Source organism: Spiroplasma endosymbiont of Lonchoptera lutea (assembly GCF_964019715.1).
Taxonomy (GTDB): Bacteria; Bacillota_I; Bacilli_A; order Mycoplasmatales; family Nriv7; genus Nriv7.
On the sequence record NZ_OZ026463.1, the window covers coordinates 707196 to 720304 of the forward strand.

At 25.8% G+C, this 13109-nt stretch carries 12 protein-coding genes and 2 pseudogenes; 1 reads left to right on the forward strand and 13 read right to left on the reverse strand.

What is annotated here, in order from left to right; genetic code table 4:
• Window positions 1–31: 31 nt before the first annotated feature.
• The 13 genes and pseudogenes from AACK97_RS04075 to AACK97_RS04130 all read right to left on the reverse strand — a co-directional run bounded on the left by AACK97_RS04075 (window position 32) and on the right by AACK97_RS04130 (window position 12169).
• Window positions 32–352 carry a hypothetical protein gene (locus AACK97_RS04075; protein ID WP_338966750.1) on the reverse strand — a complete coding sequence of 107 codons (321 nt, stop codon included), beginning with the start codon at window positions 350–352 and terminating at the stop codon, window positions 32–34.
• Between the two features lie 6 nt (window positions 353–358).
• Complete coding sequence (locus tag AACK97_RS04080; RefSeq protein WP_338966751.1) at window positions 359–1342, reverse strand: hypothetical protein; 984 nt, start codon at window positions 1340–1342, stop codon at window positions 359–361.
• 24 nt (window positions 1343–1366) lie between these two features.
• Window positions 1367–1612: a hypothetical protein gene (locus tag AACK97_RS04085; RefSeq protein WP_338966752.1), complete on the reverse strand. Its 246-nt coding sequence runs from the start codon at window positions 1610–1612 to the stop codon at window positions 1367–1369.
• 48 nt (window positions 1613–1660) lie between these two features.
• Window positions 1661–1891, reverse strand: coding sequence for a hypothetical protein (locus AACK97_RS04090; protein WP_338966754.1), 231 nt, complete (start codon window positions 1889–1891; stop codon window positions 1661–1663).
• Window positions 1892–2001: 110 nt separating this feature from the next.
• A complete protein-coding gene (locus AACK97_RS04095; RefSeq protein ID WP_338966755.1) occupies window positions 2002–2328 on the reverse strand; it encodes a hypothetical protein in 327 nt (108 codons plus the stop codon).
• A gap of 464 nt (window positions 2329–2792) precedes the next feature.
• On the reverse strand, window positions 2793–3470 hold the full coding sequence (locus AACK97_RS04100; protein ID WP_338966756.1) for a helix-turn-helix domain-containing protein: 678 nt from the start codon (window positions 3468–3470) through the stop codon (window positions 2793–2795).
• A gap of 168 nt (window positions 3471–3638) precedes the next feature.
• Complete coding sequence (locus tag AACK97_RS04105; protein WP_338966758.1) at window positions 3639–4571, reverse strand: ABC transporter permease; 933 nt, start codon at window positions 4569–4571, stop codon at window positions 3639–3641.
• The gene (locus AACK97_RS04110; RefSeq protein WP_338966760.1) at window positions 4564–6249 is read right to left on the reverse strand and encodes an ABC transporter permease; all 1686 of its coding nucleotides are present in this window, start codon (window positions 6247–6249) and stop codon (window positions 4564–4566) included. The genes AACK97_RS04105 and AACK97_RS04110 overlap by 8 nt, the downstream gene beginning before the upstream one ends.
• Window positions 6242–7738 (reverse strand): ABC transporter ATP-binding protein, encoded by a 1497-nt coding sequence (locus AACK97_RS04115; RefSeq protein WP_422397242.1) that lies wholly within the window; start codon window positions 7736–7738, stop codon window positions 6242–6244. Before AACK97_RS04115 ends, AACK97_RS04110 begins: the two co-directional genes overlap by 8 nt.
• A 285-nt stretch (window positions 7739–8023) precedes the next feature.
• A pseudogene (locus AACK97_RS07670) lies at window positions 8024–8383 on the reverse strand (ATP-binding cassette domain-containing protein); the annotation flags it as partial.
• An 18-nt stretch (window positions 8384–8401) separates the two neighbouring features.
• Window positions 8402–9685 (reverse strand): hypothetical protein, encoded by a 1284-nt coding sequence (locus AACK97_RS04120; RefSeq protein ID WP_338966763.1) that lies wholly within the window; start codon window positions 9683–9685, stop codon window positions 8402–8404.
• A 188-nt stretch (window positions 9686–9873) separates the two neighbouring features.
• A protein-coding gene (locus AACK97_RS04125) for an IS3 family transposase (protein ID WP_338966765.1) occupies window positions 9874–10985 on the reverse strand; the annotation gives its coding sequence in 2 pieces (ribosomal slippage) (window positions 9874–10742 and window positions 10742–10985; 1113 coding nt in all).
• 239 nt (window positions 10986–11224) lie between these two features.
• A complete protein-coding gene (locus AACK97_RS04130) occupies window positions 11225–12169 on the reverse strand; it encodes an IS30 family transposase (protein ID WP_338966716.1) in 945 nt (314 codons plus the stop codon).
• Between the two features lie 104 nt (window positions 12170–12273).
• Here AACK97_RS04130 and AACK97_RS04135 point away from each other — a divergent pair.
• Window positions 12274–13047: pseudogene (locus AACK97_RS04135) on the forward strand (IS30 family transposase); the annotation flags it as partial.
• Window positions 13048–13109 lie beyond the last annotated feature (62 nt).

Sequence of the window (13109 nt, forward strand, 5' to 3'; positions counted from 1 at the left end):
AAGATAAAAATAATAATTAGTTTAAACATTGTTAGTTACCTTGTTTTGTTTTTTTATTTCTTTGTTTTCAATTAATTTTATTTGGATTTATTGGTTGTATTTGTTTTTTAGCTTTTCCTCACGCACTTAAACGACCACTATTTTTAATGGCATATTGGCGTTGTTTTTCTAAATTAACTTGTTGACTACCAAAACCTAGAATAATTGCCATAAGAAATTCTACAGCCAGCGTTAAGAATAAAGGAAATATTAGTTGAATATTCGTTCCTGGCACCTCTAAACTTCAAATTAAGTCAAAAACTTTATAAAGCATTTGAGCTAGAAAGTCGGCCATTTTTGCGAGATTTTCCATTTTTTATTATTCCTTTTCTTTCATTTTTCTTAAAAATTTGCTAAATTTATCCATTTTTAAGTATTCTAAATCTTCTAAATCAATTGCTGTGTCAGTATAGTGTTTATCTTCATAGTCAGGATTTACTTTTGAATTTAAGTAATCTCTTAAAAACGCTAGGTAAAAAGAATTGTAAGTGTTTAATATTGGTAGAGGAATTTTTAGTTTAAAAAAATAAATATCAAGTTCAGGAATATCACGATATTTAATGCGACGACCCTTTTTACTATTTTTAGCATCAATTAAGGTGTTTCGTCAGCGTTCATATTCTTCAATGCTCGTAAAGGTACCATAAATGACTTTTAAGTAGGGATGAAAAATATTAACGGGTTTTTTGCGAATGCCCACAATCACATTATTGGCAATATCACGAACTTTAACTCATATATGTTTGTCTCTTTGACCACTAGCGAGCACAATATGACCAAAATGTCGTGCCAGAGCGAAATATTCTTGAATACCGGTTTCTTCGTTTTTGGTATTATTTTTTTCTCAATCAGTTCCTTCTAAGAATAAATTGGTTTCATCTCACAAAAGTAAGGTTTTATCTGGTAATACCGGGTAATCAAAATCTAATAATCCCATATGTCCTAAACTTAATTTTTGGGTTTCTAGTAATGGAAAGGTTGATGCGATATGATATTTCTTCTTTTTTAGTAATTTTGAGGCATACACTAGAAAAGCAGTTTTTCCAGTTCCTAATGAACCAATAACAATATTTAATGGTGAGTTTTTTAAGAAATTAATAACTTTGTTAATTTGTGTTAAATTACCGATTTTAAAAAGGAAAATTAAAATACAACCCGCTAAAAATAAATAGCTCACAATGTTTTTAAAATAACCGTTGTAAATATATCAAATTGCTCCCCAATGTCATAAAATTAAAAATGAGGTGCGATTTAATTCAATAAAATGGTTATTTTTTTCTATTATTCATTTGCAAAATTTCATCTTGCACCTCACTTTATTTTTTTATTAGCGTACTGCTCCAAGTAGTTTTTCAAACATTTTAAAGCAAATAAAGAATATTGCCAAAATAAATGGAAAAATGAAGATTCAATAGTCAGCAAAGAAGTTACCAACTTGTGGCATATTAACAGCAATAATTTCTCACATTTTAGTAAAAGCCGTTATAATTGCATTTCATAATTTAGTCATCGCGTCACTAGCTGTTATTTTTTCTACTGTTACTGGTGCATCGGCCAATAAAGTTCCAATCATATAATCACCCCCTTTCTTTAATGTAACTTCTTGACATTAATTTCGCTTCTATCTAAATATTGATATGGTTTTTCAAAGTAACATTAGAATAAATCACACCATAATCGCTGTTAAAAATCAAAAAGCAATGTTTGCTATTAAGAGTCAAAGTGGTGCTTCTATTAATTTAATTTCTTTACCACCAGTAATGTGAGCGGGGATGGTTGTAATTTGAATAAATAAATCTCAGAAAGTTTGTTTAATTTGTTCTCAATTAAATTCTTTTAAGTTTATTGTCATTTTTTATCTCCCAAAAATCATTTTTATTTTGGCATAAATTTTATAAGCAAAATATGCTAATAACATTATGCAAATAATAGTAAATATTATTCCAATCGCAATATTCATTTTTAAACTCCTTTAAAATAGTTATAATTTGTATCTTTTTTGTTGTTTTCTTTTTCGGCAATGAAGAAACTTAATAATTCTTGTCCTTTAATTCACTTGGTTTCTTGCTCTTGTTGATTAACTGAAATTACTTGATATTTACTATCTTTTATTATTCCGATGCAAATAGAATTTTCATATTTTCCTTTATAAACAAATCGCTTTGGAAACCAAATGCCGATTTGTTCATTAAATCACGGAATTTTTGGTGCTTTAATAAACATTGCGTTTTGTGTTTCTTTTAAAAGATATTTTTTAGTATTTAAGAAAATGTTTTCAATGTTTTTCATAATAAATTACCTTTCTTATGAATAAACTAAGTTATATTAACTAAGTTAGTTAACTTAGTTTTTTAAACACTTATATATCGAAGATTTAAGTGTTTAACAAGCTTTGTTAGTAAATTTTGTTTTTTTAATTAGACAAAGATTTTAATAATTTTAAACTTAGTATATCCCTATATAGAAATTTCTACACTTTAATATCCGCATCCTACCCTTGGAACTAATTTAATAGCGTGTATATTTTTAGGAAATCCACCCATTCATTTTTTTATTGCAAAACGAAACAAATTGCTATAGCTAATAGGATGTTATCTATTAACTGGTAAACTTCTTTTGATTATGGCGACCACCCACAATTTATCGTGCTTTAATACATACCAACATTATTAACTCACTTGTATTTAATTTTCAAAGAACAAATTTTTAACATCTTATAAAACCTGAATTGTAAATATAAATGGGACAGTTTTTTAAAATAATTGTATTAAATCTATTGGTCTTTTATAAGATAATGATTTTCTGGGTGTAGAATTAATTTGAAATGCTATAGAATTTAAGTCTTTTTGTTTATATGAAGATAAATCAGTAGATTTTGGTAAATATCTTCTTAAAATACCATTATTGTTCTCATTTAAACCTCTTTGACAAGGTTTTCCGGCATCTGCAAAATAAATTTTCACATTTAAATTTTTTTCATGAATAGATTTACAATTATTAATTCTGCCCCTAGTTTCTTTTTGTTTATGAGGTTTATTTTTGCCTTTTCTCAATAAATTTTTTTCATCAAAACCCATTCGATTTGTTTTAAACATGTTATATAAAGTTTTTGTTGAAATATTTTTTATTTTATTTTTCTTTAAAAAATCAGCAATTATATCAAGAGCATAATTTTTAGTAATTAACAAATGATTGATAGTATTAATTTCTGTTAAAGTTAAAATTATTAATTTTCTACCTGCATTTTGTTTATTTTTTTGAACTTGATTCAATATTTCTAATAGTAATAAGTTTTGATTTAATAATTTACAAACTCTGTGTACAGTTGATTTACTATAATCAATTGCTTTTGCTATTTTACGAATAGAAAATCCATAACTTTTATATTCTTTTATTGCTATTATTGATTCAATAGTCAGATACTTATACATTGTGCTAATTCCTTTCTTTTCTTAATTATAGAATTAACACAATTTGTTTTTTATATAAGTGTCCTTTTTAAAATTTTACATTTCAGGAAATAAAAAGACAATCATTGCTGACTGTCTTAATACTTATTCAAATCTTTTCCCACCTAACAAAACTTTATGCGTCCAAGACTAACAACTATCCACTGAATAATTTATTCCCAAAGCACTTGGTGCACCCGTAATTTTTTTATTATAAATAAACCGAAAAATTAATAATGATACTAATGGTGACAAGTAAATTAATGATTTTAACAATTGGGGATTAATATGTTTAGTAATATCAGGAACAGCAGCAGCCTCATATGTTAACTGAATTACATATCCTAAAATAAATGAACTTAATATAATAAACCATCCATTTCAGCGGGCCAGAATCATAATCGCAATAGCAATAAAACCATAGCCCCCTGCTGTTGGCATAAAAATATTTTGGGTTATCACATATAATGAACCACTTAATCCAGCTAAAGCTCCCGAAATTGTAATCGCAACAAATTTATAACGAATAACATTAATCCCAACAGATTCACTAGCTCAAGGATTTTCGCCAACTGATTTTAAACGCAACCCAAACTTACTAAAAACTAATAAACAAATAATAGCAATTACAATAATTAAAATAATAAACGGATAAAAAATTAAACTATCTATTTTTCAAGGAATATATTGAATATTACTTGAAATATTAGCACGATTATTTAATAATGTTGCTCCCATCGCGGCAATGGCAGAGCCAGCAACATTAACAACTGTCCCAGAAATAATATGATTAATTTTAAATTTTAATACCATTAGTGAATGAAGCAACGATATTATCATTCCAAAAAGAATGCCAACAATAATTGCTATTACTGCTAAATGATGATTATTTAAATTATTAACATCATAATGACGATAAGTAACTAATGAATAACCAAAACCAGCAAATACCATCTGTCCTTCCAAACCAATATTAATTACACCTGCTCGCTCAGAAATTAAAGCAGCAATAGCAGTAATCATAAAAATACTAATTAAAGGTAGTCCACTTATTAAAGAAGTTCCAAAAACTGAATTAAGCATCTTTCTTTACCTCCTTCGTTATTTCTTCAATTAAAGTCTTCTTACTAATAAATTGCGATGCATTTCTTAATTGTGATTTTGTCAGTTTTTGCAATTGTAATTTATAATATCATCTTTGAAACAATGAAAGATTAGAATCATTAATTATTTTATTTAAGTCTAAGATCTTTTTTTCTTTTGCTTCATAACTGTTTTCATATTCATCAATTACTAATGTCATATTATTATTATGCAATTTTAAAATTAGTTTTTGTTTAATTAAAATAATTTTTTTTGTTAAACCGATAATTTTATTTTCTTTACTATTCAACTTTTTAATTTTTATTTTGTCTTCTTTAAAAAATTGCTTTGCAAAATTAATTTTTTGTTCTGATATTTCTTCATATTCTTTTCAATATTCAATAATATTCATTTCTTTATTAACATTAATTAATAACTTTTGCGATAAATATAATGCATGATTTCTCATAAAAATAAGTTTTAATCAATTTCTAGTATGAGCTTCAAAATATTCATAATAAATATCAATTTTATTTAAAAGATAATAAATTTTAAGTTGAATAAAATCTTTAAATCGTAAAAACTTTAAATACCACCTATTAATTCCATGATAACTATACGGCAATCTCAGTTGTCTTGTAGCCATTAATTGTAAATATCACTTTGTTATTTTTGATTTTGGTTTAACTAAAAAATATGTTCCTAAAGCAATTGATAATAAGGCAATAGCAATAATCGTCTCAACAATTTCTTTATTACCTGACATAACAACTTTTTGAGCATACACAGCACTAACAAATAATGCTGAGAAAATAATACCAATAAAACTATTATTTGCTAATAATGCCACAGTAATACCATCAAAACCAATATTTAATGGAATAGATTGTACCGGTAAAAATCGTACCATCCCATAATAATAAACAAAACCAGCAATTCCAGCAACACACGAAGAAATTAACATTGTATAAATTACAATTTTATTATATTTAACGCCAGCATACTTTGTAGCCAAAGGATTACTACCACTAATTTTAATTTTATATCCTAAACTAGTAAATTTAAAAATAAATCAAAAACCAGCAATTAAAATTATTGTAATAAAAATCCCTATATTAAAAGGCGAAGTAACAATTTCCTTTAAATTTAAATTTATTAATAAATGATTAGGAAAACCAATTGATGCACCATTAGTTTCAAGAGCAGGCCCACTTTCTAAAACAAATTGATAAAAATATAAGACCGCTCAATTTAGCATTATCGTTGCAACAACTTCATGAATATTAGCATAAACTTTTAATACTGCCGTAAGTAATCCTAGTGCCATTGCTGATAATATACAAATTATAAAGACAAAGAAAGGATTTAAAGCATCAGCATTCCCTCAACTCAAAGCAATATAAGACATCACCCCAGCAAACATCATTTGTCCTGAAACACCAATATTAAATATTCCACCTCTAAATCCAATTGCAACAGCAATTCCTACTAAGCCATAAACAGAAAAATATCCTAAAAAATCTAAAAATACATTTTTACTACGAAAATTACCTCATAGTAAATCACCAATTTTATATTTTGCTAATGGATCATTACTAATTAATAAAAGAAATAATCCAATAATAAAAGCTACTACAATTGATAATATGGGAAAAAATATTTTTTTATATTTACTCATCTTTAAAATTCACCCCCACCATCATTAAACCTAATTTCTCTTTAGTAACATTATTCGCTTTAACTTCACCCATATTTTTACCATTATTAATAGTAATAATCCGATCAGATAAATTTATTACTTCATCTAATTCATATGAAATTAAAAGCACAGCATTACCTTGATCTCTTTGTTTTAATAACGATTCATAAATATATTCAATAGCACCCACATCTAATCCTCGTGTTGGTTGTTCAGCAATAATTAACTTCGGACTTTCTGATAGTTCTCGCCCAATAATTACTTTTTGTTGATTACCACCAGATAACTCTTTAGCCCTATTTTGAACACTTTTAGCGCCACGAACATCAAAATTATTAATTATTTCTTGCGTTTTCTCTTTAATTTTAGCAAGATTTAATAATCCATAATTAGTATATTTACGATTAAATTGATCACGCAACGAAATATTTTCTCATAAACTCATATCTAAAACTAAACCTTGCTTTTGACGATCAGCAGGAATATGATGAATTCCTAAATTATATGTATCTTTAGTATCTAATCGTAATAAATTATACTCTCATGGTATTTTCTGACCAACTTTAATATTACTATCTTTTAATATTGCTTCTTTTTCTTTAATTTGTTTTAACTTATTAGTAACCTTATTAACAACATCTAATTCATCAAATAACATTACTTCACCACTAACCGGATTTAAACGACGACAAATAATATTAACAATATCTTCTTGACCATTGCCTTCAATCCCAGCAATACCCAAAATTTCACCACGATTAATTGTTAAACTAAAATTTTTTAATATATTAACCTTAGCTTTACTTAAAGTATTAATATTTTTAAGAACTAATAACTTTTCGCCTAATTTAAGAGGTTTTTTCTTTAAAGAAAAACTTATTTTTCTTCCGACCATTTTCTCAGCTAATTTATCAACTGATGTTTTTTTAACATTAACCGTATCAATATACTCACCTTGTCTAATTATTGTACAACGATCAGCAATTGCTTTAATTTCATTTAATTTATGAGTAATAATAAGAATCGCTTTACCTTGCGATTTAAATTCTAAAAGCATTTTCATCAAATCATCTATTTCCTGAGGTGTTAAAACTGCTGTCGGTTCATCTAAAATTAATATTTTGGCATCACGATATAACACTTTTAAAATTTCTACTTTTTGTTCGTCATAAATAGAAATATTATTAACTTTTTCTTTTAAATTAATTTTAAAATTCATTTTCTCACAAATTTGTTCAATTCTTTTATTAGCTTCACGAGAATTTAATCAAAATCTTGTTTGTCATTTTCTTTTCATCCGATGTAAAAAGCTACGATAAAAATTCATTCTTTTTTTAAGTTGATTAATTTTACTACAGATAATTGTTTCTGTATCAGCATTATTTTCAACACGATTATTATATTTATTTTTTAAAGCAATAATAATATCAGTTAATTTATATTCCAATTTTTCTAATTTATAAGCCATCGTTTTATTAAATAAATTAAATTTTTCAAGAAGTTCTTGATATTTATGTTCTAAATCTTTAACTTGCTGAGCATTAAGTTTCTTATTTTGTTCTTTATGATGTCAATCATTAATTTTTTTTATTTTTTTTGCAACTTTAAAATCTATTTTTTTAGCTTTATGGAAAATTTTTGCTTCACATTTATGTTTCTTATAATTAAAAAAATCACCTTTAATTTTTGCAATTTTTGCTAATTCAATTTTATCAATATAACTTATATAAATGGAAAAGAAATAATTTAATTGATTAATTTTTGCTTTATCTTTTAACTCATAACCAAGAATAATATTATCTAAAACCGAAAAATTATTAATTAATTGAAAATGTTGATGTACCATCCCAATACCTAAATCAGTAGCAATATTAGGTGAAGTAATTTGCATTACTTCACCATCAATTTTAATAACTCCAGAAGTTGGTTGATGCAACCCAAAAAGTGTTTTCATCAAAGTAGACTTACCAGCACCATTTTCACCTAAAATCGCATGAATTTCACCATACTTAAGATCTAAATTGATATTTTTGTTAGCAACAATACCATTAGAATAAATCTTTGAAACTTTAATTAATTCCACAGCTTTTTTGCTCTTTATTTCACTATGCATCATTTAATATATCCTACCTTATCACTTTGTTTCTTCACAAACACTTTCATTAGCAATATCTCCTAGCATATTTGTTCCATTACATTTCCTTAAATCTTCAATACTAATGGCCAATGCTTTTTTTAAAGCAACTAATTTATCATTGCCAACTCTTTCACCATAAAAATTGTCAAAATCTTTACCATTCATTGGTACTAAAGAAACCTGCTTAGTTTCTTCTCAAATAAATGATTTAGTTCCCGGAGTAGAATACTCATTTTTATCATCAATAGCATTATTATTTTTAATACGATAATTAATCGCATCCAATACAGTTTTAACAGCAAAAGACACATTTTTTAAAGCTGATGACTTAATTAAATGTTTATATCCTGCCAAATTCTTATCATTCGCTTGGTCAACATCAACACCAACAAATCAAGTATTAGCATTAGCCGCTGCTATTTGTTTTAAAATTGTATTTCCTTCAGGAACAGAAATATTAAAAATAACACCAACATTATTGTTAATAGCATTATTAGTATTAGTTTGAGCAGCCTTAATCGCATCATTTGTTCCAAAACCACCATTAAAAGTTCCAGCAAATCACTCAAATCGTAACTTGTCACCCTTAGCATCAATATCATTAGCCAAAATATTATCACTAAACCATCGTAAACCTTTATTAAAACCAATCATATAGTTTTTAATCGCTGGAATATTTAATCCTCCAATACCAGTCATTTTCACAGTAATATTATCACCATTTTTAATAACGGGTAATCCCATATTATCTTTATCAACTTTAAACCGCTGTAAAATTTGTCCCGCTACATCAATTGCCGCCGCAAACCCTGGTTTTGATTCATCAACTGAAATTTCATAATATTTATCAACCGCTTTAGTATTTAATGATTTAATCATTTCATAAACAGTAAGATCAACCGTTAGAAAATATGTGTTATTGTATACATCAAAAAAATTAGGTTGAAGAACAGTTTTAACATATGTAAACCCCGGAAGCACGACAGCTAAATAACCATCATCAATAGTTTTTGTAATTGCAGGCGTAATCATATTAGGATCATCTTGTGTATCAGGGTATAAGACATCTAATGCTTCATTTAAATTAGAATCTACTTTTAACATTCCTTCTCAAGCCGCTTGATTAAAACCACCATCTTGAGCCTTTAAAGGATTATTAGCAATCATTTTAAAGGATGACATACTATAACGACTACTACAACTAGTAATAAAGACAACTGGCAAAACCATTGTCAATAATCAACGCAGTCCTTTAATCCTTCCTAAATTATTTATCACTTGTTTTTTCCTCTCATTTCTATATTTCTTATCTTAAACTCCTTTTTTCATTTTACTTTCTTTATAAAAATTTAGCAAGATTTATTTAAGCTGAATTATACTTGTAAGTGCAAGTAAATAAAATTGCAAAAGATTTCATATAAAAATTTCATGATGCTATGGATTGGCAACCCTTTTTAGGACACTTTTTATGTAGACTGGTATTTTCTAAATTCAACGGGAGTTAAATAATTTAAACTGCCATGAATTCGAATATTATTATATCAATTAACAAAATCAAATAGTTCGCATTTTAGTTGTGTTAAGTTTGCAAATTTTTTACCGTTAATAAATTCGGTTTTAAAGGTTTTGTAAGTTGCTTCAGCAACAGCATTATCATATGGGCATCCTTTGGAGCTTAATGATCTTTTAATTTTAAAGGTTATTAAAATTTCATCAATAATTTTATTTTTAAACTCATTACCACGATCAGTATGAAATAAAGTTATTTTATTTAATGGTCGTGTTATCTTGTGAAAAGCTTGTTGAACTAATTCAGCAGTTTTATTTGGCCCAGCACTATAGCCAATTACTTCGCGATTAAACAAGTCAATTAATAAACAAATATAATGTCATTTAGTGCCAACTTGAACATATGTTAAATCACTAACAACAACTTCATTTGGTTTTTTGTCATTAAATTGACGATTTAAAACATTATTAATTTCGTCATTATTAACTGTTTTTTTATGATTACAATATTTTAACTTGGTGTATTTAGAAACCAAATTATTTTTGATCATAATGAATCGGATTTTTCGTCGTGATAAAATGATATTTTTTCTTATTAAAACAGCTTTAATTTTACGAGCACCATAAATCTTGCGACTTTTATTAAATGCACTGATAACTTCTTGTTCATAATTATTAACATCAAACTTGGTGCATTTATTAGTTTGATAATAATATGTTGATTTTAGTAAACCTAAAATCTTACATATTTTCCTCACTGAATATTTATTTTTGTTGTTATTAATTATTGTTATTTTTTCCCGATTATCAGTGCTGCTTGCTTTAAAATGTCATTTTCCATCCGTAATTGTTGGTTTTCTTTTCGCAAGTAAATTAATTCATTTTCTTCGACAGTGCAATTATCTTTTGCTTTAAATGACCCAGAATTATTATAATTTTTAATTCAACTATAAATAGTTGGTTTTGGTAAATTATATTCTTTCCCTAAATTAATAACACTTTTGTCATTTTTGTATAGCATTACAATTTGTTTTTTAAATTCTTCAGAGTATGAGGTTTTATTTCCCATTTTTATATTCCTTCTTTCTTAATAATTTTGAAGTCTATATAATTATGGTCCAACTTATTGTAGCCTATCCACTAAGTTTATTTTAGAAAAAGTAAATTTAATTTTATATGGGATACAAACATCTTGGCATAGATGAAAGAATTTATATTGAGAATCAATTGAAATTTAAAGTAAAAATTAGTGAAATAGCTAAAAATCTTAATCGAAGTATTAGTGCCAAATTGTAAAGTTAAGTGCAACTAAATTATTTTTCTAACCAAATATTCGATTGGCGAAAGATAATTTAGTATTTTTCTTGGTCTTTGGTTTAAAGACAATATAAATTTATGAACTGCATTTTTAGTAGTGTTTGAAAAATTAAATTTTTTAGGAAATTTTTCTCTAATTAAACCATTAGTATTTTCATTAGTACCTCTTTGTCAAGGTGAATATGCATCAGCAAAATAAATTTTCACATTTAAATTTTTTTCAAGTTGTTGTCAATTAGCAAATTCTTTACCCCTATCAAATGTTATAGTCTTAACAAGATTATTTGGAAGAATTGATAAATAATGACTAATATTTTTGTTAATAACTTTAGTAGTTCTATTTTCAACTAATATTGCTAAAGTAAATCTTGATGTTCTTTCAACTAAAGTTATTAAACATGATTTACTTTTACCTCGTGATGATACTACAGTATCACCTTCTCAATGGCCAAGAGTTATGCGATTATTAACATTTCGTTCTTTAATGGATTTACCATTAAATTTACCCCGATTTTCTTGAGATTTTCGTTTCTTACCTTTTCTTCTTAAATTTTTACTAGTAACCTTTTCAAGTAATCCAGAATAAATTCAATTGTAAATTGTTTTAAAACTAATAATTCATTCTTGATGAAAATTTTTAATTCTGCCATAAATTTGTTCAGGCGATCAACCTAATAATAATTTTTGTTGTACATATTTTACTAATTCTCTATTTTTAAATTTATGAAAATAAACATGTAATTGTTTTCTATTTTCTGCTTTATTTTGTGCAATTAATGAAAAATAATGATTATTATCTTTATTTCTATTAACTTCTCGATTAATAGTACTAATACTTCGATTAAGATTTTTAGCTATTTCACTAATTTTTACTTTAAATTTCAATTGATTCTCAATATAAATTCTTTCATCTATGCCAAGATGTTTGTATCCCATATAAAAACTCCTTAAATTTACTTTTTCTAAAATAAACTTAGCATCATGAAATTTTTATATGAAATCTTTTGCAATTTTATTTACTTGCACTTACAAGTATAATTCAGCAAAATAAACAAAATGCAGGTAGAAAATTAATAATTTTAACTTTAACAGAAATTAATACTATCAATCATTTGTTAATTACTAAAAATTATGCTCTTGATATAATTGCTGATTTTTTAAAGAAAAATAAAATAAAAAATATTTCAACAAAAACTTTATATAACATGTTTAAAACAAATCGAATGGGTTTTGATGAAAAAAATTTATTGAGAAAAGGCAAAAATAAACCTCATAAACAAAAAGAAACTAGGGGCAGAATTAATAATTGTAAATCTATTCATGAAAGAAATTTAATCATTCCAAATATTAAAAATATACAAGAATTTGGCCATTTAGAGGGAGATACTATCGTTGGTAAAGATCATAAAAGTTCTATTATTACTTTAGCTGATATATGATCAAAAACCACAATTCCTTTGAAAACTAAAAATCATAAAGCAGAAAGTATTACACAAAGTATAATAAAATTTATTTCAAAATTAATACCAGGAACAATTAAAACTATTACTTTTGATCGTGGTAAAGAATTTAGTAAATGAAAATTAATTGAAAAAAATTGTAATGTTAAAATTTATTTTGCAGATGCCGGCAAACCTTGTCAAAGAGGTTTAAATGAGAATAATAATGGTATTTTAAGAAGATATTTACCAAAATCTACTGATTTACCTTCATATAAACAAAAAGACTTAAATTCTATAGCATTTCAAATTAATTCTACACCCAGAAAATCATTATCTTATAAAATACCAATAGATTTAATACAATTATTTTAAAAAACTGTCCCATTTATATTTACAATTCAGGAAAAAAAACAGCTAGATTATTAGCTGCTACA